The sequence below is a fragment of the Bradyrhizobium sp. genome, assembly GCF_030693485.1.
Lineage (GTDB): Bacteria > Pseudomonadota > Alphaproteobacteria > Rhizobiales > Xanthobacteraceae > Bradyrhizobium.
In genome coordinates, this window is the sequence record NZ_JAUYAN010000129.1 from 1 (window position 1) to 26,254 (window position 26,254).

General features: G+C 64.6%; 26 protein-coding genes and 1 tRNA gene. 17 read left to right on the top strand and 10 right to left on the bottom strand.

Going from position 1 to position 26,254, the window contains the following annotated elements:
* A partial coding sequence (locus Q8N40_RS09300) for an Hpt domain-containing protein (protein WP_305711620.1) occupies positions 1–806 on the bottom strand: 806 nt, incomplete at its 3' end.
* A 281-nt stretch (positions 807–1,087) separates the two neighbouring features.
* Positions 1,088–1,735, bottom strand: coding sequence for a histidine phosphotransferase ChpT (gene chpT / locus Q8N40_RS09305; protein WP_305318434.1), 648 nt, complete (start codon positions 1,733–1,735; stop codon positions 1,088–1,090).
* A 177-nt stretch (positions 1,736–1,912) separates the two neighbouring features.
* On the opposite strand from chpT, the gene Q8N40_RS09310 reads away from it, so the two are divergent.
* Positions 1,913–2,752: a 3'(2'),5'-bisphosphate nucleotidase CysQ gene (locus Q8N40_RS09310; protein ID WP_305711621.1), complete on the top strand. Its 840-nt coding sequence runs from the start codon at positions 1,913–1,915 to the stop codon at positions 2,750–2,752.
* A 56-nt stretch (positions 2,753–2,808) separates the two neighbouring features.
* Here Q8N40_RS09310 and Q8N40_RS09315 read toward each other — a convergent pair whose 3' ends face one another.
* Positions 2,809–3,342: a YHS domain-containing (seleno)protein gene (locus Q8N40_RS09315; RefSeq protein ID WP_305711622.1), complete on the bottom strand. Its 534-nt coding sequence runs from the start codon at positions 3,340–3,342 to the stop codon at positions 2,809–2,811.
* Between the two features lie 110 nt (positions 3,343–3,452).
* On the opposite strand from Q8N40_RS09315, the gene Q8N40_RS09320 reads away from it, so the two are divergent.
* From Q8N40_RS09320 to Q8N40_RS09335, 4 genes are all read left to right on the top strand, one after another.
* Positions 3,453–4,079, top strand: coding sequence for a DUF1134 domain-containing protein (locus Q8N40_RS09320; RefSeq protein WP_305711623.1), 627 nt, complete (start codon positions 3,453–3,455; stop codon positions 4,077–4,079).
* 190 nt (positions 4,080–4,269) lie between these two features.
* Complete coding sequence (locus tag Q8N40_RS09325; protein ID WP_305711624.1) at positions 4,270–5,547, top strand: hypothetical protein; 1,278 nt, start codon at positions 4,270–4,272, stop codon at positions 5,545–5,547.
* A 129-nt stretch (positions 5,548–5,676) separates the two neighbouring features.
* Positions 5,677–5,751, top strand: a tRNA-Val gene (locus Q8N40_RS09330).
* A 61-nt stretch (positions 5,752–5,812) separates the two neighbouring features.
* Entirely contained in the window at positions 5,813–6,043 is a 231-nt protein-coding gene (locus Q8N40_RS09335) for a hypothetical protein (protein ID WP_305318439.1), read from the top strand.
* A 50-nt stretch (positions 6,044–6,093) separates the two neighbouring features.
* Here the strand turns inward: Q8N40_RS09335 and Q8N40_RS09340 are convergent, their stop codons facing one another.
* Positions 6,094–6,222: a hypothetical protein gene (locus Q8N40_RS09340; RefSeq protein WP_305318440.1), complete on the bottom strand. Its 129-nt coding sequence runs from the start codon at positions 6,220–6,222 to the stop codon at positions 6,094–6,096.
* 357 nt (positions 6,223–6,579) lie between these two features.
* Between Q8N40_RS09340 and Q8N40_RS09345 the strand changes: the two genes are divergently transcribed.
* Entirely contained in the window at positions 6,580–7,326 is a 747-nt protein-coding gene (locus Q8N40_RS09345; protein WP_305318441.1) for an endonuclease/exonuclease/phosphatase family protein, read from the top strand.
* A 40-nt stretch (positions 7,327–7,366) separates the two neighbouring features.
* Here the strand turns inward: Q8N40_RS09345 and Q8N40_RS09350 are convergent, their stop codons facing one another.
* Positions 7,367–8,089 carry an HAD family hydrolase gene (locus Q8N40_RS09350; protein WP_305318442.1) on the bottom strand — a complete coding sequence of 241 codons (723 nt, stop codon included), beginning with the start codon at positions 8,087–8,089 and terminating at the stop codon, positions 7,367–7,369.
* Between the two features lie 246 nt (positions 8,090–8,335).
* On the opposite strand from Q8N40_RS09350, the gene Q8N40_RS09355 reads away from it, so the two are divergent.
* Positions 8,336–8,629 (top strand): hypothetical protein, encoded by a 294-nt coding sequence (locus tag Q8N40_RS09355; protein ID WP_305711625.1) that lies wholly within the window; start codon positions 8,336–8,338, stop codon positions 8,627–8,629.
* A gap of 13 nt (positions 8,630–8,642) precedes the next feature.
* On the opposite strand, the gene Q8N40_RS09360 is transcribed toward Q8N40_RS09355, so the two are convergent.
* Together Q8N40_RS09360 and Q8N40_RS09365 are read right to left on the bottom strand one after the other, a co-directional pair.
* Entirely contained in the window at positions 8,643–9,149 is a 507-nt protein-coding gene (locus Q8N40_RS09360) for a hypothetical protein (RefSeq protein ID WP_305318444.1), read from the bottom strand.
* Positions 9,150–9,265: 116 nt separating this feature from the next.
* Positions 9,266–10,819, bottom strand: a complete 1,554-nt coding sequence (locus Q8N40_RS09365; protein WP_305711626.1) for an acetolactate synthase large subunit — start codon at positions 10,817–10,819, stop codon at positions 9,266–9,268.
* A 227-nt stretch (positions 10,820–11,046) separates the two neighbouring features.
* Here Q8N40_RS09365 and Q8N40_RS09370 point away from each other — a divergent pair, with 227 nt between their 5' ends.
* Together Q8N40_RS09370 and Q8N40_RS09375 are read left to right on the top strand one after the other, a co-directional pair.
* Positions 11,047–11,622: a L,D-transpeptidase gene (locus Q8N40_RS09370; protein ID WP_305711627.1), complete on the top strand. Its 576-nt coding sequence runs from the start codon at positions 11,047–11,049 to the stop codon at positions 11,620–11,622.
* 167 nt (positions 11,623–11,789) lie between these two features.
* Entirely contained in the window at positions 11,790–12,518 is a 729-nt protein-coding gene (locus Q8N40_RS09375; protein ID WP_305320142.1) for a DUF2927 domain-containing protein, read from the top strand.
* Between the two features lie 57 nt (positions 12,519–12,575).
* Here Q8N40_RS09375 and Q8N40_RS09380 read toward each other — a convergent pair whose 3' ends face one another.
* Positions 12,576–13,748, bottom strand: a complete 1,173-nt coding sequence (locus Q8N40_RS09380) for an isovaleryl-CoA dehydrogenase (protein ID WP_305711628.1) — start codon at positions 13,746–13,748, stop codon at positions 12,576–12,578.
* Positions 13,749–13,987: 239 nt separating this feature from the next.
* Between Q8N40_RS09380 and Q8N40_RS09385 the strand changes: the two genes are divergently transcribed.
* From Q8N40_RS09385 to mdlC, 6 genes are all read left to right on the top strand, one after another.
* On the top strand, positions 13,988–15,259 hold the full coding sequence (locus Q8N40_RS09385; RefSeq protein WP_305320139.1) for a cytochrome P450: 1,272 nt from the start codon (positions 13,988–13,990) through the stop codon (positions 15,257–15,259).
* A 28-nt stretch (positions 15,260–15,287) separates the two neighbouring features.
* Positions 15,288–16,562 (top strand): cytochrome P450, encoded by a 1,275-nt coding sequence (locus Q8N40_RS09390; protein ID WP_305711629.1) that lies wholly within the window; start codon positions 15,288–15,290, stop codon positions 16,560–16,562.
* Between the two features lie 105 nt (positions 16,563–16,667).
* Positions 16,668–17,837, top strand: coding sequence for an acyl-CoA dehydrogenase family protein (locus Q8N40_RS09395; protein WP_305320137.1), 1,170 nt, complete (start codon positions 16,668–16,670; stop codon positions 17,835–17,837).
* Between the two features lie 11 nt (positions 17,838–17,848).
* Positions 17,849–18,979 carry a CaiB/BaiF CoA-transferase family protein gene (locus Q8N40_RS09400; protein WP_305320136.1) on the top strand — a complete coding sequence of 377 codons (1,131 nt, stop codon included), beginning with the start codon at positions 17,849–17,851 and terminating at the stop codon, positions 18,977–18,979.
* Positions 18,976–19,830, top strand: a complete 855-nt coding sequence (locus tag Q8N40_RS09405; protein WP_305320135.1) for a MaoC family dehydratase N-terminal domain-containing protein — start codon at positions 18,976–18,978, stop codon at positions 19,828–19,830. Before Q8N40_RS09400 ends, Q8N40_RS09405 begins: the two co-directional genes overlap by 4 nt.
* Positions 19,831–19,939: 109 nt before the next feature.
* Entirely contained in the window at positions 19,940–21,562 is a 1,623-nt protein-coding gene (gene mdlC / locus Q8N40_RS09410) for a benzoylformate decarboxylase (protein ID WP_305711630.1), read from the top strand.
* 12 nt (positions 21,563–21,574) lie between these two features.
* Here mdlC and Q8N40_RS09415 read toward each other — a convergent pair whose 3' ends face one another.
* Positions 21,575–22,369 (bottom strand): SDR family oxidoreductase, encoded by a 795-nt coding sequence (locus tag Q8N40_RS09415; RefSeq protein WP_305319410.1) that lies wholly within the window; start codon positions 22,367–22,369, stop codon positions 21,575–21,577.
* Positions 22,370–22,395: 26 nt separating this feature from the next.
* Complete coding sequence (locus tag Q8N40_RS09420) at positions 22,396–23,091, bottom strand: hemolysin III family protein (RefSeq protein ID WP_305319411.1); 696 nt, start codon at positions 23,089–23,091, stop codon at positions 22,396–22,398.
* 167 nt (positions 23,092–23,258) lie between these two features.
* Here Q8N40_RS09420 and Q8N40_RS09425 point away from each other — a divergent pair, with 167 nt between their 5' ends.
* Positions 23,259–24,728, top strand: a complete 1,470-nt coding sequence (locus Q8N40_RS09425; RefSeq protein WP_305711631.1) for a YcjX family protein — start codon at positions 23,259–23,261, stop codon at positions 24,726–24,728.
* Positions 24,725–25,759 (top strand): YcjF family protein, encoded by a 1,035-nt coding sequence (locus tag Q8N40_RS09430; protein ID WP_305711632.1) that lies wholly within the window; start codon positions 24,725–24,727, stop codon positions 25,757–25,759. Before Q8N40_RS09425 ends, Q8N40_RS09430 begins: the two co-directional genes overlap by 4 nt.
* Positions 25,760–26,254 lie beyond the last annotated feature (495 nt).

The following is a 26,254-nucleotide window of genomic DNA, read 5'->3' on the forward strand; positions in this document are numbered from 1 at the left end:
AGCACCAGTTCCGACACCATCGTCATCAGATGTTCCAGCGTGTCCACATTGACGCGGATCGACTGGTTGGCGACCTTGTCGGCCTCGGGCACGTCGATCTCGACGACCGACTTGGCGGCCTTCTTCTCTTTCGCGGGCGCCGGGGACTGAACAACCGGTGCTGCGGCAGGCTTCGGCTCGGCGGCGACGGGCGGTGCGGGTGCAACCGGTGGCGCCTCCACCTCGATCGCGGTTTCCTGGAAAGCGCGCTCCAGTTCGTCCAGCGACACTTCGCCCGGACGCAGCTCCCGCTCCAGTATCTGCGGCACCAGGGTGCCCTGCTCGACGGCCGGTGCTGATACGACCGGCGCGGCTGTCTCTGCTGACGCTGACACGGCAGACTCCGCTTGTGCTGACCCGACAAGCTGCGCTTGCGCGGACATCGCGGCCATGCCGCGTTCGACCATTTCCTGGAGCTGGACGATCAGATCCAGATCGGTGCCCTCGGGCTCGGCCTCGGTGGCCTCGAGGCCCGCGAGAATTTCCTTGATGCGATCGATGCTGGAAAGAATCAGCGAGACCGCTTCCGAGGTGACCGGCATGCCGTCGCGGAATTTGCCCATCAGCGTCTCGCCGGCATGGGCCAGCGCTTCGAGGCGCGGCAGGCCGAGGAAGCCGCAGGTGCCCTTGATGGTGTGTACCAGCCGGAAGATGTTATCCAGAATCCTGGCGTTGTTCGGATCCTGCTCGAACCGTACCAACTGGTTATCGACCGTATCCAGGCTCTCGCTGGTCTCGGTCAGAAACTCCCGCAACAAATCATCCATGAAACAGGCCTTCGAACGCATCGGCGCGCGATTTCGACACGCCTCTCGGAACGTGGCCAGCTTCTATGCAAAGCGTTTAATATTGGTTGAGCAATTGGAAAAGAACGGGCTCAACAAAGAGATAAGACCGATTGGTTGAACTCGGAGCTATCTGTAAAAAAACCGTTGGTTAACCATGTTGCGGCGCCGCAGCCTTGATATCTGCGCGCATTCCGATCGCACAGCCGGCCTCCATCCCCGAATCAATCCCGGGGGCATTCCGGCAGAATGCGCACTGGCGTTCAGGAGGCGGTGATGACTACCGCTTCGCCCTCCGGGGCGAGCACCACGTTCAGCCCGCAGGCCTGCGCCAGCAGGCGCGTATAATAAGGCTGCACCGCGTGGGCATCGATGCTGGAGGCCGATCCCGAACTCAGCATGTCCGCGATATTCTGCGGCATGCGGGCGTTGAGCCCTGCGGCGGCGACGCGAAAGCCCATGGCTTCGCCCTCGCCGACCTGATCGACCGTCAGCACCCCGCCACGCGGAATGGTCTGCTGCGCGATCACCATCATGTTCAGCAGTAGCTTGACCCGGTTTTTCGGCAGCAGCACGCGCGGCAAATTCCACGTGATCTTGGTCTTGGCGTCCTCAAGGTGACCGCGCGCCATGGCCTGCGCATCGCCGAGGTCGATCTGGGCGCCCGCCGATCCGGCCGCCCCGAACGCCAGGCGGCAGAACTGCAACCGCGCCGAGGCGGTCTTGGCGCTCTTGCGGATCAAATCGAGGGCGAACTCGCGATCTTCCGGCTTCGGATTGTCGTCGAGGACCTCGAGCCCATTGACGATGGCGCCGACCGGACTGATCAGATCATGGCAAACCCGCGAACACAGCAGCGCCGCCAGCTCGAGGGCGTCGGGGGCGGGGCCGGGAGTCGTGGTGCCAGACATAAGGTGTTCCCTGAGGAATTCCGTGACAGACGCGGACACGGCGAATCACGCATGCTTGCTGGCTTGATACACTGCGGATGCGCGGGCTGCCAACATAAGGCGGCCCGGCCGGAAAGTCGGAACTGTAGATGAGACCCGCCGATACCCTCGACCGAGAACACGCCGAAGAAGACGCCCATGAATGAGGCAGGTTCGTCAGGATTGACGATCGATCGCGAGGCCGCAGCCGCGCTGATGGGCCCTCTGACCGACCTGGTGATCCGGGCCGGCGCCGCCATTCTCGCCGTCAACCGGTCTGCGATGAAGATTGACGGCAAGCTCGACGGATCGCCGGTCACGGAGGCGGATCTCGCCGCCGACCGGATCATCGGCGAAGGGCTGGCACGGCTGGCTCCAGACATACCAGCGCTGTCCGAGGAGAGCGTTCATCAGGCGAAACCGCCCTATCAAGGCAGTTTCTTTCTGATCGATCCGCTCGACGGCACCAAGGAGTTCGTCGCCGGCCGCAATGAATTCACGGTCAATCTGGCGCTGGTGACCAACGGTACGCCGCTACTCGGCATCATCGGCGCGCCGGCGCTCGGATTGATCTGGCGCGGCATCGTCGGGCGCGGCGCGGAGCGGCTGGCCGTCGACAACACGTCGCCGGGCACGGCCCAACCGATCCGAACCCGCCGGCATCCGGCGCCCGGCTCCCCATGGATCGTGGCCGTCAGCCGCTCGCACGGCGACAGCAGGACGGAAGCCTTTATCGCAGCGAGGCCCGGCGCGGTTCGCCAGATGCTGGGATCGGCGGTGAAACTGGGCCGGGTGGCGGAAGGCGGGGCAGACATCTATCCCCGCCTCGCTCCGACCAGCGAATGGGACGTCGCGGCCGGACACGCCATCGTCACCGCGGCCGGCGGCCGGATCACGGATGGCAAGGGCGCGGCCCTGCAATTCGGCAGCGGGCGGGAAGGCTTTCGCGTGCCGGAATTCATCGCCTGGGGCGATCCCGCGGCGGCAGCGTTTCCCTAACAACGTCGTCCTTCCGGGTTCAGCCCTGCGGGCTGCCCGGGAAGGACGACAAACAACTACCGGGCCAGTCCCTGTTCCAGCGCCGGCCAGCGCGCCTCGGCGGCCCGGAGCTGCCGCGCCGGATCGGCGGCGAAGGCATCGCGATTTTGCTCGCGGCCGAACAAATAAAGCCGCTGTTTCACGATCAGCCAAAACCGGGGATTGCCGGCATAGGTGACGCCGCGGGCCAGGTCGATCGGGTCGTAGCCGCCGAACTGGGGGCCGTAGATCTCGGGATGGGCGACAAACGAGGCCCGATTGCTCTCGTTACGGAAACGCCAGACCGCCCCGGCCTGCGACGCCTCGAAATTCGGCCGGCCGAGTTCGGCGCGGGCGTCGGCAAAATAGGCCACGGGGTCATACCCCTCGATGGCCAGGCCGGTGTAGCGGTTCACGATCACCCGCTCGGTGGTCTGGGCCCCCGCCGCCGTCGGAAAGCCGGCCAGCGCGGCAAAGGTGCCAAGGCCGGCCAGCAAGCCGATCAAGGCAATTCCGGGGCGAAAGCCCGCCCCGGCACCGCTGCCATTTCTTTCCTGCCGTTGTGCCGTCATAGTTGATGCCGATAACATCCGAGTCGGGGGACACTGTACGCAACCTAAAGCCGTGCCTGTTGGCATCAGGTTAAGGCGGCGACCGGGATTCGATACCCAGGGGTTCTTTTATGATTTTCGCATCACGCCTTGCCGCGGTGGCGCTCGCCGCGCTGATGTGCTGGACCGTGCCCGCTGCCGCGCAGCAGCCGCAGCCGCAATACCAGCAGGCGCCGGCACCGCAATTGCCGCCGCCGCAACGGCAGCCAACCCCCAGCACCTTTGGGCCGGACGAGCTGGTCAATGCCGGCCACAAGTTTTTCGGCAACGTATCGCGCGGCCTCGCTTCCGTGATCGAACGCGCGGTGAGCCAATGGGGCCTGCCGAACGGCTACGTTCTCGGCGAGGAAGGCTCTGGCGCCTTTGTCGCGGGCCTGCGATACGGCGAAGGCACGCTCTACACCAAGAACGCCGGCGATCTCAAGGTCTACTGGCAGGGACCGTCGGTCGGCTTCGACTGGGGCGGCGACGGCGCGCGCACCATGACGCTGGTCTATAACCTGCCTGCCACCAACGCGATCTATCAGCGCTTCGGCGGCATCGACGGCTCCGCCTACATCATCGGCGGCTTCGGCATGACCGCGCTGACCGCCAACAACATCGTGCTGGTGCCGATCCGCTCCGGTATCGGCCTGCGGCTCGGCGCCAATATCGGCTATCTGAAATATACCCCGCGGGCGACATGGAACCCGTTCTGACGCGCACCGGCACGTATTCCGCCAAAGTGGATGCCGGTTTTGCGCTCAGAATACGCGCGAAACGAATGAGGGATCGGCATTCTGGTTACGGATTCACGTTAACGCGGCATTAGGCTGGCGTTTACCCTGTGCCCCATGGCATTGTGACAGATAGTTTTTTTCCCGGTTTTTTTCTCGCAGGGGTACCCTCATGATCGAACCGATCATGTATCTGGCGATCGGTTTTCTGGTCTCGATGCTGTTCGGGCTGATGATCGTGCCGCTGGTTCATAACCGCGCGGTGCGGCTGACGACACGGCGGCTGGAAGCGGCGACGCCGCTGTCGATGGCCGAGATCCAGGCCGACAAGGACCAGCTGCGCGCCGAATTCGCGATGTCGGCGCGGCGGCTCGAGATGAGCGTCGATCAGCTCAAGAACAAGACCACCAGCCAGCTCGCCGAACTCGGCAAGAAATCCGATGCGATCAACCGCATGAAGCTTGAGCTCGGCGAGAAGAACGCCACGATCTTTTCGCTCGAGGCGCGCGAGAAGGCGGTCAAGGAACAGCTGCGCGCGACCGAAGAGGAATTCACCGCCAAGACCGAATCGCTGCGCGACGCCGAGCAGGCGCTCAAGGACAAGCAGCTCGAACTGGTGAAACTCAACGCCGAACTGTCGGACCGTTCGATGACGGCGGACACCCGTCAGGTCGAACTGGTGACGGTGCGCGCCCAGATCGACGCGCTCAGGAGCCGCGTCGGCGAAGCCGAACAGGATTTTTCCGCCACGCAGATCCGGCTCGAACAGGAACGCAGCGATTTCGAGAAGGCGTCGCGCGAACTCGTCGAGGCGCGCAGCCGCGTCGAGAATTTGAGCCAGCGCGTCACCGATCTCGACCGCCAGCTGATCCTGCAGGTCAAGGAAGCCGAGATGCTCGGCAACCGCGTCAACGATCTGGAAGCGCGGCTCGCCACCCAGGGCAAGCTGCTGGCCGAGCGCGATTTCGAGAACAACCAGCTGCGCCAGGCCAGGGACGCCGCCGAGGCTGCCGCGAAGGCGCTGCAGGACGAACTCGCCACCGCCAACAGCGGCAGGGGGCCGGCGCTGGAAAAGCTGAAGGCCGAGAAGGCCGCGGTCGAGGAACAGCTCCGCGTCGCGCGCGACGAGCGCGGCAAGCTGCAGCGCGACATCAACGCGATCCAGCAGCAGGCCGAAAGCTCATGGGCGACCGAGCGCATGGAAAATGCGCTGCTGCGCGAGCGCATCAACGACATCGCCGCCGAAGTCGCAAAGCTCGCGATGCAGCTGGAAGGCCCGAATTCGCCGATCGAAGCCATGCTGGCCGCGGAACCGGCGCCGCCCCCGCGGGCCGTCAAACCCGCCAATGGCGCCAGCAGCAATACCGGCGTCTCCGAGGGCGGTGGCACGCTGGCCGAGCGGATCCGGGCGCTGCAGTCCCACGCCTCCCGCGCCCGCCAGCCCGGCTGATCATTGCCGCCTGAAACGACCGATTAGCTTGACACCGGTACCCCGCACTTCGTAAATCGCGGGCTCTGACGGCGTGCCTGTTCCGATCCGACGCCGGTTTGCCGACCTTTGATTCTGCGCGACAATCCCGGACGCATAGCTCAGCGGGAGAGCGTTCCCTTCACACGGGAGAGGTCCAAGGTTCGATCCCTTGTGCGTCCACCAGAACCGCCCTGCTTTCTTCAATGCCGATCAGTTTGCGCGAACCGATTGCCGGATTGTGCCGATGACACCTCAGAAACTCGTCGTGCTGTTCGCCAGCCTCGCAGGAGGCGCGGTCGGGCTGTTTGCGCCGGTCGGCGTGGTCAAATGGCTGCTGCAGACCGACCCCGAGGAGGCCGGCATCCTGACCCTGTTCCTGATTCCAGTGTGGTGCGTGCTGGTGATTTTCGGTCTTTTGGCCGGCCGCAGGCTGGGAGTACTCGCAACCGGCGGCAAGCGCCTGTCGCAGCGATAACGGGCGTCCAGTCCGACGCGCGCGCCCTCAGCGCAATGATCCCGTCGCGTTCAGATTCCGAAAACCCAGACCGCGATCACGGTCCCGAGCACGGCCAGACCCGAAATCGTCCAGCCCGTCGCATACACCGCACCATCGGTTTCCGGTCGGTCCACCATCGTATCGTGCCAGTGGGTCATCAACGCCTCCTGGGGTTTGCCTCTGGTGGTTAAGTCTGCGCCAGCGGCCCAAAGTTCAAACGAAAAAACCGTTCCAGCGAATAACGGCGGCGGGCGTCGCAGGTTCCCTATCCTGCGACGTCTCTCTGCCCGGCCGCGGCGCGAAGCCGTCCTTCGCACTGCAGCACGGCCGGTGCAGCGGGATCGGATCATCGCGCACCCTGCCGTCCGGGGAAAATTTGCGTGAGCACACCGCGCCCGGCTCTTGCGCCCTGCGCCCGCGTACTGGCGAGTGGTGGAACCGGGAACAGGATCCGCTTGCAGCGTGACTTCACCCGCCATCACAGGCCGTCGCCTGTCAGCCAATGTGGAGCCGCCGTGAGCAGGAAGCCCCTCCGAATAGCCACCTGGAATATTGCGTCGAACAGGAACTACGATGCGGTGGCGGCCAAGCTCGCGGAACTGGACGTCGATCTATGTGCGTTGCAGGAGGTGGCGCTCGATCCGGCGGTCGGCCTGCCGGTCCTGTTCGGTCGGAGCGAAGGAAACGCATCCGGCTACTGCTGGTATTTCGCGCCCGCCCTCGTCCCCGAAGAGGTGAGCCACGGAACCGGACAATATTTCGGCCTCGCGATCGCGTCCCGGATTCCGTTGTCGCGAACGGCCATGTTCCAGCTGGGTCCGCCGGGCAGCGGCTCGGTCGTCCATGTCGAGAATGAGCCGCGCATCCTGCAGGTCTCGGCGCTGCCGCTGCAGCGGCCGGTGTTCATCGGAAATACCCATCTCGCCACCGCCGGGGACTGGGAACTGTCCGCCATGCGGCGATCGCAGGCCGAAAAGATTGCCGGCATACTGGGGCCGCTTGCCAGGCAGGGACCCTTGATCCTGTGCGGCGATTTCAACGCATACCCGGCGAGCAGCGATCTTGCGGCGATCCGGGAGGCGTTGCCCCATTGCTATGCGAGCGACCGAGGGACTTTCGGCGAAGAGTATGGCCGGCCGCCGATCGATTTCTTCTGCGCATCCGTCGCGCTGGACGTCAACATTTCCATTTTCCCCTCGGACGGCCTGTCGGACCACAGCATCGTTGTGGCGACCCTCAACGATATCGCGAGCGGCGCATAGGCCGCGCTTTCGCCCCGCGCTCCAATTGTTCGAACAGGGTTCAGCGAGCGTCGAGCCAGGCGGGCAATTCGGCCGGCGAGGCGAGCTGCGCATCGGCATGCGGCGCCAGCACGGCAGATGGCGCAGGGCCGCTCAGGACGCCGATGGCGATGGCGCCCGCGGCGCGGGCGGCGGCGAGGTCGAGCACCGAATCTCCGACGACGGCGGTTTCCGAAACAGGGACGCCAACGGCGCGCGCGAAGGCGAGAACCGGCCCGGGACCCGGCTTGGCGCCGAAGCCGGAATCATATCCCGCAACGAACTCCAGAATTCCATCCAGCCCGAGCTTGCTCAGGTGAGCGCGTGCGGTCATTTCGGCGTCGTTCGTCAGCAATCCGAGCCGATAGCCCCGGGCGGCGAGCCCCGTCAGCAGCGCCTTCGGATCGCCGATCGCCGTCAGATGCCGGGTCGTCGCATCGCCCAGCAGCCGGTCGATCTCGGCAAAGAACGCGGCATTCGCAGGCCGCCCGAGCACCGCGGCCCAAAGCGCGCCATAGACGCCCGTCGGCTCGGCGATCAGCGGAGAATCCGGCAGGAACCGCCGATCGGCTTCGACAAAGCGGCTGGCCTTTGCGAGACGATGGTAAGCAGCGCGGTCGCCGCCCGCGAGCTGCTGCATGACCTCGTGAACCGCCGGGCCAAAGCTGCGCTGGAAGTCGACGAGGGTGCCGTCCTTGTCGAACAGGATCGCCCGGATCGGCGCGGCCTTCCCGAATGACGTCATGTGCGGCCGACTTGTTGCAAAGACCACTCCGGCAAATCGATGGATTGTACCTACGGTGTCTGACCGGCGATGTCACCGATCATCGCGGACCGCTTTCCGAGCTCAATTCGCCGCCTTCGCCTGCAAATCCCGGACTGCGCCGCGGCGCAGCATCCAAGTTTCATCGTATGCCCGGCTGCGGGCAGACAAAGTCTGCCTACAGAAAATAGATGTTTCCGCCATCGAGGCTCGAGCAAAGGCGTCACCATGGACCATGCAGACCGGTGTCGGGCCCAGGCCGGTGAATGCCATCGTCTCCTGCTGCTGTCGCAGAGCGGGGCCGAGGCCACGATCCTGACCAGCCTGACCCGCAGCTGGAAAATGATCGCCAACCAGACCGATCGATACGTCGCGATCAGGAGGAAGGAAGCCGCCCGGAACGGGCAAGGACGTCTCGAGGGACAGCCTGGCGGGGTTCGTCCGTTGCGGAAACCCGCATCGCTGAAAGACGACGCAAGTGCGGAAACATTCACCAGCACGGCGCCCGCAAAACACCGCTAGCCCGGCAACCTCTTCACCCCAACCCCGCATCCTTCAACCGCCCCGCCAGCCACACCGACTGCGCCTGGTCGATCACGCCGCCGACATAGACGTCGGCGACCATACTCTTCTTGCCCAGCACGAGGTAGATCCCGATCGCGTAGGCGAACCACAGATGCGGATCGGTCAGCGCCTGCAGCTTGTGCCGGTCGTGTTCCGGCGGCTGGTGATTGGAGGCCTTCCGCACCTCAACCGCGAGCAGGTTGTTGGGGATCTCGCGCTGGTGCACGACGATATCGGGGTAAACCGACTTTCCGAGTTCATCGTCGGTCGAGACGATCGAGCCGTGCGGCAGCCGCAGCCGGCGTTCGCCGAGCCGGTTGTAATCGCAATCGACCTCCCATCCCGAAAACTGCCTTTCAAGATGCACCGCCAGCCGGTGCGTCAGCGTACGCTCGCCGAGATCCTTCTCGAACAGGAAGGTCTCGCGGGCGTAAAATTCCTGCAGCGCCGTCACAACCTTGTTCAGCTCGGTTTGCATGTGGCCTCCGACGGAAGGATCCCGAGCCTAGCGAATTCGGCGATCGCATCCATATCTTCTCTCCTCCCCGCCACGCGCAAGGGCGCGTGGAGAGAGGGGAGTCAGCGAAGAACCTTCTAGATCTGCACTTCGATCAGCCGCGGTCCCGGCTCGGCGATGGCTTCCGCCAGGGCCTTGTTGAACTCGTCCGCGGTGGTGACGGCGCAGCCGGGAACGCCCATGCCCTTGGCAAGCGCGACCCAGTCGAGCGTGGGGCGGTCGAGCTTCAGCATGTCCTGGGCGCGCTGGCCGGGCTCGCCGGCGCCGACGCCGTCGAATTCGCCGCGCAGGATCTGGTAGATCCGGTTGGCGAACACGATGGTGAGCACGTTGAGGCCCTCGCGGGCCTGGGTCCACAGCGATTGCAACGTGTACATCGCGCTGCCGTCGCCGACCATGCAGATCACCTTGCGGTCCGGGCAGGCGATCGCGGCCCCGGTCGCCACCGGCGTCGAATAGCCGATCGAGCCGCCGAGATTCTGGATCCAGTCATGCGGGGCGGCGCCCGCCGTCAGCGGGAAGAACCCGCGCCCTGTCGTGACGGATTCGTCGACCATGATGGCGTTTTCCGGAACCGCCAGCGCGATCGCTTGGGCGATCGACATATGGTTCAGCGCGCCGGTCGGCTTGACCAGTTCGACCGGCGGCTGCGGCTTCACATCCGCCGGCCTGGCGCCGAGCGCCGAGGCCAGCGCCTCCAGCGCCGCCACCGAATTTTCGCCGCTTTCGGTCATGCGATGGACTTCGCAGCCCTCGGGCTTAAGCAGGCTCGGCTTGTTCGGATAGGCGAAGAACGCCACGGGATCATTGGCCTCGACCAGCACGATGTGCCGAAAACCTTTCAGCGCCGCCTGCGCGAGCTCGATCACGTAAGGTACCCGCTCGATCGAAAACCGGCCGCGTCCGCGCGCCATTCTCGGACTGGCCAGCGGGCCCATCACCTTGCAGCCGGTCTTGCCGGCGATCTGCGCCGCCAGCGCCAGTCCCTTCTCGGTGACGGCACTGCCCGTGACCAGCAGCAAGGTCTGTTCGCCGCCGCGCAGCACCCTGGCGGCGTGGTCGACGGCTTGCGGGGAGTAGCTCTGGCGCTGCGGTTCCACCGGCACCTGCGCCACGCCGTCGGCTTCGTTCCAGGCGGTGTCGGCGGGCAGGATCAGGGTTGCGATCTGCGGCGGCGCGCCCGTCGCGCCCCGGGCGGCGGCAATGGCGGCAGCGCCGTCACGGGCGACCGATTTGGCGTCCGGCGAGGTGCGCACCCAGGACGACATCGGCCGCGCCAGGCCTTCGATATCCGAGGTCAGCGGCGCATTGTATTCGATATGGTAGGTCGCGTGCTGGCCGACGATGTTGACGATGCCGGAATTGGCCTTCTTGGCATTGTGCAGATTGGCCAGACCGTTGGCGAGGCCGGGCCCGAGATGCAGCAGCGTCGAAGCCGGCGAGCCCTTCATGCGGAAATAACCGTCGGCCGCGCCCGTCACCACGCCTTCGAACAGGCCGAGCACGCAGCGCATGCCCTCGACCCGGTCGAGGGCCGCGACAAAATGCATCTCCGAGGTGCCGGGATTGGCGAAGCAGACGTCAACGCCACCCGCGACCAGCGTCCGCACCAGGCTTTCCGCACCATTCATTCGTTCTGCTCCCATTCGCTTCTTCTTCTGGAATATCTGCTTGAAGATCAATCATTCCCAGCGGGTTTCGTCAAAGGGTCCACGGGCATTGCTGCCATCGCCTGACGCCGCGGTGTTGTTTCGGTAACGGCAATCGGCGAAAATCAGGCGCTCACAGGCTCGTTGCTTGCGCAATCGCCCCAGATGTGGCCTGTCTCGCGATGAAACCGATTTGGACGAGGAAAAGTATGACCCGGGCTTTTGCTTTGCTGTTTACGGCGCTGACCCTGCTGGCCGGGTCCGGCCATGTCCGGGCCCAGGGCCTGTTCGACATGCGCGATATCATGGGCGGCGGACCCAATTTCAGCATCGGCGGTTCCAGCCCGATCCGGCGGCAGACGGTCAACTTTTCCGGCCAATACGCCCCCGGCACCATCTACATCAACACCGCCGAGCGGCGGCTTTACCTCGTGACGGGCAATGGCCAGGCAATAGCCTACGGCATCGGCGTCGGCCGCGACGGCTTCCGCTGGGCGGGCACCCACCGCATCACCGCGAAGAAGGAATGGCCGAGCTGGACGCCGCCCGCGCAGATGCTGCGACGTCGACCCGATCTGCCGCGCCACATGGTCGGCGGTCCCGACAATCCGCTGGGCGCACGCGCAATGTATCTGGGCTCGACGCTCTATCGCATCCACGGTTCGAACGAGCCGGAAACCATCGGCCAGGCGGTATCCTCCGGCTGCTTCCGGATGACCAATGAAGATGTCCAGGACCTCTACAGCCGCGTCTCCGTCGGCACCCCGGTGATCGTGAAGAACTAGACGCCGCAGCGGCGAGATCCTCGCCGGCGGACTGCCACGTCAACGCGATCGTGCATTGCGTGCACGCCCCGATTGCGGCAGCGTCGTTTGTGATGAACCGATCTCCTCACAGGCGGATGTTCGCCATCGCCCTGGCCGCGGTCGCCTGCGGCGCCGCGGCGTGGCCGATGTTCGCCGTGGCCGAAATTCCGGCGATCGCATCGCGCCAGCGCGCGGAAAAGAAGGTCTTCACCGACAGCGACATCATCGACGGCTTCCTCAAGATCGCATTCGGCGCCGAGTATCATCTCGCCGGACGGGTCGACCGCATCCGCAAATACCAGACGCCGGTGCGCGTATTCGCCGATGGCAACCGGACCGACCGCAAGGCGCAGCTGACGAAAATCGTCGCCGACATCGCCAAGCGGGTCAGGCACCTGGATATTGCCATGGCCGGGACCAACGACGACGCCAACGTCCTGGTCAAGCTGGTGCGCGACCGCGATCTCGGCCGCACCATTGTCCAGTTCTACGGCAGCGAGCGGGCCCGGGAGATTCGCGGCTCGCTCGATCCGCAATGCCTGTCCGGCTTTCGCAAGAACGAGAAATTCGAGATCGAGCATTCCGACGTGATCCTGACCGTCGACAACGGCGATTTCATATTCCTGGACTGCGCCTATGAGGAATTGCTGCAGTCGCTGGGGCCTATCAACGATACCGCTTCGGTGCCCTGGACCATGTTCAACGACAACGTCTCGTTGGGATTCTTCGGCATCTACGACCAGTACCTCCTCAACCTGCTGTACGATCCGCGCATCAAGGCCGGCATGACGGTCGCGGAGGTCAAGGAAGTGCTGCCCGCGGTGCTGGCCGACGTGCGCGTCTGGGTCAGCAAGGTAAACAATCTGGGGCAATAGCCCACCGTCATCGCGAGCCAACGGGTCACAATGACGGCTGTGAGCCTTCGCTGGACGCTACGCCGACTTCTCGAACAGCTCCCGTCCGATCAGCATGCGGCGGATTTCGCTGGTGCCGGCGCCGATCTCGTAGAGCTTGGCGTCGCGCAAAAGACGTCCGGTCGGATAGTCGTTGATATAGCCGTTGCCGCCGAGAAGCTGGATGGCGTCGAGCGCGCATTGCGTCGCCTTCTCCGCGGCGTAGAGGATTGCGCCGGCGGCGTCCTCCCGCGTGGTTTCGCCGCGGTCGCAGGCCTTCGCCACCGCATAGACGTAGGCGCGCGAAGCGTTCATCGTGGTGTACATGTCGGCGACCTTGCCCTGCACCAGCTGGAAGGTGCCGATCGGCTGGCCGAACTGCTTGCGCTCGTGAATGTAGGGCAACACCACGTCCATGCAGGCCTGCATGATGCCGATCGGGCCCGCTGCCAGCACCGCGCGCTCGTAATCGAGGCCGGACATCAGCACGTTGACGCCGCGGCCGACTTCGCTCAGCACGTTCTCCTCCGGCACTTCGCAATTGTCGAATACCAGCTCGCAGGTGTCGGAGCCGCGCATGCCGAGCTTGTCCAGCTTCTGCGCGGTGGAAAATCCCTTCATGCCTTTCTCGATGATGAAGGCGGTGATGCCGCGCGAGCCGGCCGCGGCGTCGGTCTTGGCATAGACAACCAGCGTATCGGCGGCCGGACCGTTGGTGATCCACATCTTGCTGCCGTTGATGACGAAGCGGTCGCCCTTCTTTTCGGCGCGGGTCGCCATCGACACCACATCGGAGCCCGCGTTGGGCTCCGACATCGCCAGCGAACCGACATGCTCGCCCGAGATAAGTTTCGGCAGATATTTCCGCTTCTGCGCCTCATTGCCGTTGCGCCGGATCTGGTTGACGCAGAGGTTGGAATGCGCGCCGTAGGACAGGCCGACCGCCGCCGACGCCCGCGAAAGCTCCTCGACTGCGATGCAGTGTTCGAGATAGCCGAGCCCGCTTCCGCCATATTCCTCCTCGACCGTAATTCCATGCAGGCCGAGCGCGCCGATCTTTGGCCACAGGTCGCGCGGAAACTCGTTGCTCCTGTCGATCTCGGCGGCGCGCGGCGCGACCTCCTTGCTGGAGAAAGACTGCACCGTTTCGCGAATGGCATCCGCGGTTTCGCCGAGATCGAAGTTGAACATCCGTTGAGCGTTGGGAATCATGGTCCGGCGGCCTCCAGGTAAATGACGGCTTGTTGTGCACAGGCTTATTCTTTGCGGATCAGCTTGTCACGGCCCTGGAGCGCCGGGAAGAGGGCCTGGCCGGATCGGTACTTTCGTGCGGCCAAAGGCGCCAAACTCGCCCCAACTCGCCCTTGCCATGCCGCGCGCGACGGGCTGTAATTCGCTCCGAACGACACCCTCCGGACGTAACCACGGAGGGGAAAACGAGGAGACGTCCGATGCACGGAACAATCGATCTGGCCGGGGATTCCCGTCAGAAGGCCGCCGCCGACAGGGCCTGGTCGATTCCGCTCGACGATATCGACGTCAGCCAGCCCGAACTGTTCAGGACCGATACGTTCTGGCCATATTTCGACCGGCTGCGCCAGCAAGCCCCGGTGCATTACTGCAAGGACAGCATGTTCGGACCGTACTGGTCGGTGACCAGATACAACGACATCATGGACATCGAGACCAACCATTCGGTGTTCTCGTCGGCGGCTACGCTCGGCGGCATCACCATTCGCGACGTCCCCACCGACTTTCGCCGCGAGAGCTTCATCGCGATGGACCAGCCGCGCCACTCGGCGCAGCGCAAGACCGTGGCGCCGATGTTCACGCCGACGCATCTCGACCAGCTCGCGATCAACATCCGCAAGCGCTCGGCCGAATGCCTCGACAACCTGCCTGTCAACGAGGTGTTCGACTGGGTCGACAAGGTCTCGATCGAACTGACCACGCAGATGCTCGCCGTGCTGTTCGATTTTCCCTGGGAGGACCGCCGCAAGCTGACGCGCTGGTCCGACATCGCCACCACGCTTCCCGGCCCCGACGGCCTGGTCGCGACCGAGGAAGACCGCCAGGCCGAACTGCTGGAATGCGCCACCTATTTCGCAAGGCTCTGGAAGGAGCGCATCGAGCAGCCGCCGAAGAGCGACCTGCTGTCGATGATGGCACACAGCGACGCCACGCGCGACATGGACCCGAAGAACTTTCTCGGCAATCTGATCCTGCTGATCGTCGGCGGCAACGACACCACCCGCAACACCCTGTCGGGCAGCATCTATGCGCTGAGCAAGAATCCGGACCAGTACAGCAAGCTGCGCGCCAATCCCGAACTGATCGACAGTTTCGTTCCGGAAGTGATCCGCTGGCAGACGCCGCTGGCGCATATGCGCCGGACCGCGCTCGAGGACATCGAGTTCCGCGGCAAGCACATCAAGAAGGGTGACAAGGTCGTGATGTGGTACGTCTCGGGCAATCGCGACGACGGGGTGATCGACCGCCCTTACGAATTCATCATCGACCGGGCGCGGCCGCGCACCCACATCTCCTTCGGCTTCGGGATTCACCGCTGCGTCGGGATCCGGCTGGCCGAGCTGCAATTGAAGATCATCTGGGAGGAAATCCTCAAGCGCTTCGACAATATTGAGGTGGTCGGCGAGCCCAAGCGGGTGTATTCCAGCTTCGTCAAGGGCTACGAAACCCTGCCGGTACGCATCACCGGCTGAACCTTCGACCATTTGGGATCGATCAGAGATGAACATCCAGACAGCCGTGACCGCCGACAAGGCCGAGCTTCAGCGCCAGGCGCGCGAAGAGGCCTATTCCACGCCACTGAAGGATTTCCACCCGGGCGCGCCGCGGCTGTTCCAGAACGACACGCTGTGGCCGTGGTTCGAGCGGCTGCGCAAGGAAGAGCCGGTGCATTACTGCACCAACTCGCCGATCGAGCCCTACTGGTCGGTCACCAAATACAACGACATCATGCATGTCGACACCAATCACGGCATTTTCTCTTCCGACGCGGCAATCGGCGGCATCAATATCCGCGACGCGCCGGTCGGCTATGACTGGCCAAGCTTCATCGCGATGGATCAGCCGAAGCATTCGGCGCAACGCAAGACCGTGTCGCCGATGTTTACGCCGACCCATCTGGATGAACTCGCAAAGCTGATTCGCGAGCGCAGCATCAAGGTGCTGGACAATCTGCCGCGCAACGAGACCTTCAATTTCGTCGATCGGGTATCGATCGAGCTGACGACGCAGATGCTGGCAACGCTGTTCGATTTTCCGTTCGAGGAACGTCGCAAGCTGACGCGCTGGTCGGATGTCGCCACCGCACTGCCCAAGAGCGGCGTGGTGAATTCGCCCGAGCAGCGCCGCCAGGAAATGGACGAATGCCGGGCGTACTTCGCCAATCTATGGAACGAACGGGTCAATGCGCCGCCGCGCAACGACCTGATCTCGATGATGGCGCATAGCGACGCCACGCGGCACATGGACCCCGACAACCTGATGGGCAACATCATCCTGCTGATCGTCGGCGGCAACGACACCACCCGCAACACCATGAGCGGCTCGGTGCTGGCGTTGAACGAGCATCCCGACCAGTACCAGAAGCTGCGCGACAATCCGGCGCTGATCGACACCATGGTGCCGGAAGTGATCCGCTGGCAGACCCCGCTGGCCCATATGCGTCGCACCGCGCTGGTCGATACCGAGCTCGGCGGCAAGCAGATCAGGAAGGGCGACCGCGTCGTGATGTGGTACGTCTCGGGCAACCGCGACGAAGAGGGCATCGACAAGCCGAACGAATTCATCATCGATCGCGCCCGGCCCCGCACCCATCTGTCGTTCGGCTTCGGCATCCACCGCTGCGTCGGCATGCGGCTGGCCGAGCTGCAGCTCAAGATCGTCTGGCAGGAGATGCTGAAGCGCTTCGAGCGGATCGAGGTGGTCGGCGAACCGAAGCGGGTCTATTCCAGCTTCGTGCGGGGCATCGAGTCGCTGCCGGTACGCATACCCGCATGAATTTGCCGGCCTTGATCGCCGGCTCCGACCAGCCTATCCACGGCACAGGGTTTTAACCGCGCCGCGGGCTGCTACGCGCCCTCGATTCCCACCAGCCGAGTTCAGATGACATCAACCGAACCACAGGACGAATTTGCCGATATCCGCGACGCCGTTGCCAAGCTGTGCGCCCAGTTTCCCGGCGAGTACTGGCGCAAGCTCGACCGCGAGATGGCCTACCCCAGCGCGTTCGTCGATGCGCTGACCGAAGCCGGCTATCTCTCGGTCCTGATTCCCGAGGAATATGGCGGCGCCGGCCTGAAACTGTCGGCCGCAGCCGCGATCCTCGAGGAAATCCAGCGCGCCGGCTGCAACGGCGGCGGCTGCCATGCCCAGATGTACACCATGGGCACCCTGCTGCGGCACGGCAGCGACGAGCAGAAGGCCAGGTACCTTCCGAAGGTCGCGTCAGGCGAACTGCGGCTGCAGGCCTTCGGCGTCACCGAGCCGACCAGCGGCACCGATACTTCGTCGCTGAAGACCTTTGCCAGGCGCGACGGCAATGGCGACTACATCGTCAACGGCCAGAAGATCTGGACCAGCCGCGCCGAATATTCCGACCTGATGATCCTCCTGGCGCGCACCACGCCGAAGGACGAGGCCAGGAAGCGTACCGACGGGCTGTCGGTGTTCATCGTCGACATGAAGGCGGCGAAGGGCAACGGACTCACCATCAGCCCGATCCGCACCATGATGAACCACGCCACCACGGAAGTGTTCTTTACCGACATGCGGGTGCCGGCTGAAAACCTGATCGGCGAGGAAGGCAAGGGCTTTCGCTATATCCTCTCCGGCATGAATGCCGAGCGCATCCTGATCGCGTCCGAATGCGTCGGCGACGCAAAATGGTTCATCGCCAGGGCCACCGCCTATGCACGGGAACGCGTCGTGTTCGGCCGTCCGATCGGCCAGAACCAGGGCATCCAGTTTCCGATCGCCAAATCCTATGCGGCGATGCGCGCCGCCGAACTGATGGTGAAGGAAGCCACCCGCAAATATGAAGCCGGGCTCGATTGCGGCGCCGAGGCCAACATGGCCAAGATGCTGGCGGCCGATGCCTCCTGGGAAGCGGCCAACGCCTGCGTACAGACGTTCGGCGGCTTCGCCTTTGCCGAGGAATACGACGTCGAACGCAAGTTCCGCGAAACCCGGCTCTACCAGGTGGCGCCGATCTCGACCAATCTCATTCTGTCCTACGTCGCCGAACACGTGCTCGGCATGCCCCGCTCCTACTGAGAACATCAACCATGCTGCCGCTCGAGGGATTGACCGTCATTGCCGTCGAACAGGCGGTCGCCGCCCCGTTCTGCAGTTCGCGGCTGGCGGATGCCGGCGCCCATGTCATCAAGGTGGAGCGGCCGGAAGGCGATTTTGCCCGCGGCTATGATGCCGCCGCCAAGGGACAGAGCAGCTACTTCGTCTGGCTCAACCGCGGCAAAGATTCTGCCGTCATCGACCTCGCGACCAAGGAAGGCCGCGCCAGCCTCGAAGCCCTGATCGCTGGCGCGGATGTGCTGCTGCAGAACCTCAAGCCCGGATCGATGGACAAGCTCGGCTTCGCACTGGAGCGGTTGCGAAAAGATTACCCAAAACTGATCTGTTGCACCATTTCAGGCTATGGCGACGACGGCCCCTACGCCGACCGCAAGGCCTATGATCTCCTGATCCAGGCCGAGAGCGGGCTGGCATCGATCACCGGCGGACCGGAAGGCCCGTCGCGAGTCGGCATTTCCGTGGTCGATATCGCCACCGGCGCCACCGCGCATGCCTCGATCCTCGAAGCGTTGATCGCACGCGGACGCACCGGCACGGGCGCCGACATCCGGATTTCGATGTTCGACGTGATGGCAGACTGGCTGGCGGTGCCGCTGCTCAATTCGGAAGCCGGCAATCCGCCGAAGCGGATGGCGCTGGCCCATCCCTCGATCGCGCCCTACGGCGTTTTCCAGTCGAAGGACGGCAAGGGAATCCTGATCTCGATCCAGAGCGAACGCGAGTGGAAGAAGCTCTGCGCCGAGGTGCTGGAACAGCCCGATCTGCCCAAGGATCCCCGCTTCGCCAGCATGGTGGAGCGCGTCCGCAACCGGCAGCTTACCGACCAGGCGGTCGGCGACAGTTTTGCCAGGATGTCGCGGGTCGATCTCCTGAAGCGCCTTGCCGACTCCGACATCGCCTTTGCCGAGGTCAACACCATGGCCGATCTCGCCGTGCATCCGCATCTGCGGCGCATCGAGGTCGATACGCCGAACGGCACGGTCACCTACGCCGCGCCCGCCGCGATCTTCGTCGGCGAGCCGCGTCACTACGGCGCCGTTCCCGGCATCGGCGACACCCCTTCGGCCGCCAAGACTCCTCAAGTGCGGGCCAAATCGTCATGATCGAAAAACTCGACCTCGAGCATTTGCGCGGCTGGATCGGAAAAACCACCGAGGCTTCCGACATCGTCACCGCGCAACTGGTCAAAGGCCTGCGCGCCACCCTGTTCCAGGAGATCGGCGAGCCGAAGACCGGCGATGCCGCGCCATGGACCGTGCATTGGTGCCTGGCGCAGCCGGTGTTTCCGATGTCGGAACTGAGCCAGGACGGTCATCCCACCCGTGGCGGCTTCCTGCCACCGGTGCCGCTGCCGCGCCGGATGTGGGCCGGCGGCGAACTGGAATTCTTCGAACCGCTCCGCGTCGGCGATGAAGCCAAGCGAACCTCGCGGATTTCCGACGTGACGATGAAGACCGGCAGCACCGGCGTGCTGTGCTTCGTCTCGGTGGAGCACCTGATCACGACGCCGCGCGGCACCGCGATCCGTGAGCGGCAGGACATCGTCTATCGAGACATGTCGACGACGCAGTTGGCGGCACCCGCCAAGGCGCCCCCGCCGCCGCCCGTTGCAAAGCACCGCGAAAGCCACATGGCCGATCCGGTGCTGCTGTTTCGCTATTCGGCGCTGACTTTCAACGGCCATCGTATTCATTACGACCGCGATTACGTCACGAAGGTCGAAGGCTATCCGGGCCTCGTGTTCCACGGTCCGATGCAGGCCGCGTTCATCGTCGAACTCGCCGCAAAGTTTCACGGCGGCACCGCGCCGAAGAAATTCAGCTATCGCGGCGTGCAGCCGCTGTTCGAAGGCAGCGAATTCTCGGTCAACGCCAACGAGGCCGGCACCGGCATGGAACTGTGGACAGCGAATTCCGAGGGACAGCCGACCATGAAGGGGACGGCGAGTTGGTAAGTTGACGTCTTTCCGGGGCGATGCGAAGCATCGAACCTGGAATCCTAGGATTCCGGGTCTGGTGCTAGCGCACCATCCCGGAATGACGACCATCTCCCGGAGTCGCCTGATGTCGTCACGCAAACCACCCGCCAAATCCGTCACCGTCAAGCAGGCCACGCTCGACCTGTTGCGATCCTTCGGCATCAGGAAGGTATTCGGCAATCCCGGCTCGACCGAATTGCCGTTTCTCGCGGACTGGCCGGACGATATCGACTACGTACTGGGCTTGCAGGAAGCTTCCGTGATCGGCATGGCCGATGGCTATGCGCAGGCCACCCGCAACGCCGGGTTTGTCAATCTGCATTCGGGCGCCGGCGTGGGCCATGCGCTCGGCAACATCTTCACTGCCCATCGCAACCAGACCCCGCTGGTGATCACCGCCGGCCAGCAGGCGCGCAGCATCCTGCCGCTGCAGCCATTTCTCTATGCCGAGCGCGCGTCGGAATTTCCGCGTCCCTATGTCAAATACTCGGTCGAGCCGGCGCGTGCCGAAGACGTGCCCGCCGCAATCGCGCGCGCCTATTACGTGGCGATGCAGCCGCCCTGCGGCCCCACCTTCGTCTCGGTGCCGATCGACGACTGGACCCATCCAACCCAGCCCATCGAGGCCCGCAGCGTCAGTCGCGAGCTCGGCCCCGACATCAACGCGATGAAGTCGCTGGTCGCAGCGCTCGTCGCCAGCAAGCGCCCTGCCCTCGTCGTCGGTCCCGGTATCGACCGCGCCGAAGCCGTCGACCTGATGGTGCGTGTCGCGGAGCAGACCAGAGCCTCGGTCTGGATCAGCCCATTCTCGGCGCGCTGCAGTTTTCCGGAGCGGCATCCGCAACTCGCAGGTTTTCTGCATGCCTCGCCGACACAGCTTTCCGACGCGCTGCGCGAGCACGATCTCGTCGTCGTGATCGGTGCGCCGGTCTTTACCTTCCATGTCGAAGGCCATGCCTCGATCTTCGACGGCGCCACCACGATCTTCCAGATCACCGACGATGCGACGGCCGCGGCCGTGACGCCCTTTGGCACCAGCATCATTGCGACCATGAAACCGGCACTGGCGATGCTGCTGGACCTGCTGCCGGAGACCAGGCGCGCGATTCCAGCGGGCCGCGTATTGCCGCCGGCGCCGAATGCAGGCGATCCGATTCCGGTCGAATATCTGCTGCACGCGCTGTCGTCGGCGATGCCCGCTGACGCCGTGCTGGTGGAGGAAGCGCCGTCACACCGTCCCGCGATGCAGAAGTTCATGCCGATGCGCGGCCAGGACAGCTTTTCCACCATGGCAAGCGGCGGCCTCGGCTTTGGGCTGCCCGCCGCGGTCGGCATGGCGCTCGCCCGCCCTCACATCCGAACCGTCTGCGTGATCGGCGACGGCTCGGCGATGTATTCGATCCAGGCGCTGTGGACCGCCGCACAGCGCAAGCTGCCGCTGACCGTCGTAGTCATCAACAATCTGGGCTACGGCGCGATGCGCTCGTTCAGCCAGGTGATGCAGGTGCGCAACGTGCCCGGCCTCGATCTGCCCGGCATCGACTTTGTGAAGATCGCAGAAGGCATGGGCTGCGATGCGCTGCGCGTCAGCGCCTCGGCCGACCTGGCGCCCGCGCTTGCGCGCGGGCTCGCGCATGACGGCGTCAGCCTGATCGAGGTGATGGTGGATTCCGCTGTGCCGCTGCTTTATGCGAAGAAGGGGTCGTAGGAACAGGCGCCGTCACTTCCCATAGGCTTCCCGCATTTTCGCCTGGATCTTGGCCATGCCCGCAATCCAGCGGTCGTAGTTCTCGGTCTTCTTGCGCATGTAGCCGAGCACCTGTGGGTGCGGCAGGATGACGAAGGTTTCCTGCTCAAGTCCCTTCAACACGTCTTCCGCCACCTGTTCGGGCGTCAAGTCGCCGTCGCCGGATTGCGGACCCTTGGGAATGGACCTGAGCATATTGGTGTCGACGCCCTGCGGGCACAGGATCGATACCTTGATGCCGTCGGCCTTGTGCGAAATCGCGAGGTTTTCCGCGAAGCCCACGGCCGCGTGCTTTGTCGTGGAATAGGCCGGGCTGCCGACCTGGGACAAAAGACCCGCGGCGGAAATCGTATTGAGGAAGTAGCCGCCGCCGCGCGCCTTCATGCGCGGGATCAGGTGCCGCGCGGCATAGACATGCGCCATGACGTGAATGGCCCAACTACGCGCCCAGGGATCGTCCGAACTGCCGCCGGCATTGACCGACATCGGATCAAAACCGCCGCCGATACCGGCGTTGGAGCAGAATAGCGCGATCGGGCCGTACTTCTGTTCGGTGTCTTCGATGAGGTGGCGGATGTCCTGTTCCTGCCCGACATCGCATTTGTACGCCGCGCCATCGACCGAGGCGGCGACGGCCTGCGCATTGGTCAGATCGAGATCGGCGACCACGACCCTGGCAGCGCCGGCGCGATGGAACGCCTCACACAGCGCCCTGCCGATGCCGTTGGCGCCTCCGGTGACGACCACGACCTTGCCCGCGACCTGCATTCCCCACTCCGATTTCGTTGAAAGCTTCAGGTCAATACCAGATCGAGCACGGCAGTGTAATGGCAGGCGGCGCCCAGCAGCACGAAGCCATGCCAGATCGCGTTCTGGAAACGCAGCCGCTGCCAGGCATGAAAGATGACGCCGAAACTGTACAGCGCCCCGCCCGCCACCACGAACCACATGGCCATGGTGGGAAGAGCCGTTGCCACCGTGTCATAGAGCATGACGCCGCTCCAGCCCATCGCGAGATAAAGGCCGACCGCGACGCGGTCGTAGCGGCCCGGCAACGCCAGCTTCAGCACGACCCCGACAATCGCCACACACCACACTGCGATCAGGAGGACCACGGCAAAGATGCTGTCCCTGACCTGCATGATCACGGGCGTGTAGGTCGCCGCGATCAGCACATAGATCGCCGAATGATCGAAGCGACGCAGGATCCATTTGGCGCGCGACACCGGCCACAAATTGTAGGTCGCCGAGAGGACCAGCATGGCCAGCAGGCCCGCGACGTAGACCGACACCCCAAACACCTCGAAGGCCGTGGCGTAGACAGCGGTCAGCACCACCAGCACGGTGGCGGCGACCAGGCCGCCAAATACACCGATGCCGTGTACGACGCCGTCGGCGATCAGTTCGGCCCGATCGTAATTCCAGCGGGTGGCCCCGGCCCCGGGATGGGCCGGGGTGGAGGCGAGCTGCTTGAACTTGAAAACAGTCATGCGGGTCCGGATGCTTTAATTGCCGAATATGCAGCTTTGGGGAGGTCAACGAAGCGTGAGACACTCGGTTCCAATCGCGACGGAAGTATGAAACTTGATTTTGCCCCGTCAATCGCCACCTTGCGGATAGTCCATTACCTCCGCCAAACCGAATTGTCCCCTCCCGCATGGCCCCCAGCTTTCAAGATATCGTGGAGGAAGCGCGGCTGTCGGCGCGGGCCCTGAAAGACTACGGCGACCAGTTTTTCAATCCGACGGTCCGCCTCGGCGTCACCGGATTGTCACGCGCCGGCAAGACCGTCTTCATCACGGCGCTGATCCATGGCCTCACCCGCGGCGGCCGCTTTCCGATCTTCGAGCCGTTCGCCACCGGGCGGATCGCCCGCGCCCGGTTGGCGCCGCAGCCCGACGACGCGGTGCCGCGCTTTGCCTATGAAAACCATGTCCGCACTCTGATCGAGGAACGGCATTGGCCGAATTCGACGGTCGATATCAGCGAACTCAGGCTGGTGATCGACTACCAGCGCCAGAACGGCGCGGACCGCACCCTGACGCTCGATATCGTCGACTATCCCGGCGAATGGCTGCTCGACCTGCCGCTGCTCAACAAGAGTTTCGAGCAATGGTCGGCCGAGAGCCTCGCGCTGTCGCGCGAGCCGTTGCGCGCGCAGCTCGCGGCGCCATGGCACGGCCATCTCGACACGCTGGTCGCGGAAGCGCCAGCGGACGAACAGGCGGCGCTGACGGCGGCCCGGCTGTTCACCGATTATTTGCGTGCCTGCCGCGACGAACGTTTCGCCATGAGCCTGCTGCCGCCCGGCCGCTTCCTGATGCCCGGCAATCTCGCCGGTTCGCCGGCGCTGACCTTCGCGCCGCTCGACGTGCCCATCGGCGGGATAGCGCCGGAGGGTTCGCTGTGGGCGATGATGGTGCGGCGTTTTGAGGCCTACAAGGACGTGGTGGTCCGCCCGTTCTTCCGCGATCATTTCTCGCGGCTCGATCGCCAGATCGTGCTGGTCGATGCGCTTTCGGCGTTCAATGCCGGACCCGAAGCGCTGGTCGATCTCGAAGCGGCGCTGGCGGGAATCCTGGATTGCTTCAGGATCGGCCGCAGCACGTTCCTGAGCAGCCTGTTCCGGCCTCGGATCGACCGCATCCTCTTTGCAGCGACCAAGGCCGATCATCTGCATCATTCCAGCCATGATCGCCTCGAGGCGGTGCTGCGGCGAATCGTCGGCAGGGCTGCCGCACGGGCCGAGCACACCGGCGCCGAGATCGACGTCGTCGCGCTGGCCGCGGTTCGCGCCACCCGCGAGGCGCAGGTCGCGCGCGGCCGCGACAGGCTGCCTTCGATCCTGGGGACGCCGGCGTCGGGCGAGATCGCAAACGGCGAGGCCTTCGACGGCAACACGGAGGTGGCGACCTTTCCGGGCGACCTGCCGGCCGATCCGGAAGACTTGTTCAAGGGCGCAGCCGGGTTTCGCGGCCTCGCCAGCGGCTCGGCCGAGAAAAGCGACTTCCGCTTTCTGCGCTTCCGCCCGCCTTTGCTCGAACGCGACGGCAGCGACGCGCCCGCGCTGCCTCACATCCGCCTCGACCGCGCCCTCCAGTTCCTGATCGGAGACAGACTGCAATGAGCGAGCGCCCTCCTCACCGGCGGCCGGCGACCTACAAGCTCGACGACCCCGGCGTCATCGTGATGGATCCCGACGATTCAAGCCGCCCCTCGAAGGGCGCGATCCACGTCAGGCCCGAAGCCGATCCGGCGCTGCTGCCGGTGCTGGTCGAGGCGCCGCTCATCCCGGTGCAACGCGGCTTCCGCTGGGGCGCGATGTTCTGGAGCGCGCTCGGTGGGTTGGTCACGCTCGGCCTCGGGCTTGGCGTCACCCGGCTGGTCGAGGACCTGTTCGCGCGCAGCGAGAGCCTCGGGTACATCGGACTGGTCTTTGCCATTGCCGCCGCGCTGGCACTCATCGTCGTCGTCGCGCGCGAGGCGCTGGGGCTGGCGCGGCTTGCGACAATAGAGAAACTGCACCTGCGCGCCAGCACGGTGCTCGCCAGCGACGATCGCACCGAGAGCCGCGCCGTCGTTCAGGATCTGCTGGGTCTCGCGCATCACAACCCGCATTTGGCGCGGGCGCGCGCCGCATTGCAGGGCCATGCCGATGACATCATCGACGGCGCCGACATGATTCGCCTCGCGGAACGCGAATTGATGACGCCGCTCGATCAGGAGGCGCGCCGGCTGGTTTCGCAGGCGGCGCAGCGCGTTTCGGTCGTCACCGCCGTCAGCCCGCGCGCCGTGATCGACGTTCTCTTCGTGTTCGTGGCGGCGCTGCGCCTGATCCGGCAGTTGGCGCTGCTCTACGGCGTGCGGCCGGGCGCGCTTGGCATGTTCAGGCTGATGCGGCATGTCATCGCCCACCTTGCCATCACCGGCGGCATGGCGGCGGGCGACAGCCTGATCCAGCAGATGCTCGGCCATGGCATTGCGGCAAAGCTGTCGCAGCGGCTCGGGGAAGGCGTCCTGAACGGGCTGCTCACCGCGCGGCTCGGGCTCGCGGCGATCGACGTCACCCGCCCATTGCCGTTCAATGCACTGCCGCGGCCCGCACTGGCTGATCTTGCCAAGGACCTGTTGCGTAAGCGGGAGGGGAGTGAGCCCTAGCCGGACGCTGACTTCCTGCGCCAAACGAAAAGACTGCCCAAGGTCGGCCGGATTGATTTTGTTCAGGCCGCGCGCGGAGAATTGCTGCGATCAATCGCAAACCCGGACTCGGCGAAAGCCACGATAGCTGAAGTGATTTTGCCCATAACGTTTCTCCAGGTCGCGGGTACACCGCCGCCAACACCGGACTATCATGCATTCCACGATTAAAGCCTTCTTAAACCGGCAAGCGAGCGGCCAAATTATGCTGGAACGCTGGGAAAGGATGCACTCCTTTCGCGGTTTGCACGGCGCGCGCGCGAAATAACGCGCACTCACTGATCCTGCGCGATCGTGGCCCCGCAACCTACGATCCGAACCTGTTCCTAATTCATCGAGGACAAGGTTGGCCGTTTGGAAGCGTACAGGGCTTTCCTGCCGCCGGAGGCGGCGGCGCCGGGCGGGCAACCGGAGGCGGTGGCGGCGGAGGCGGTGGCGCCGGGCGGGCAACCGGAG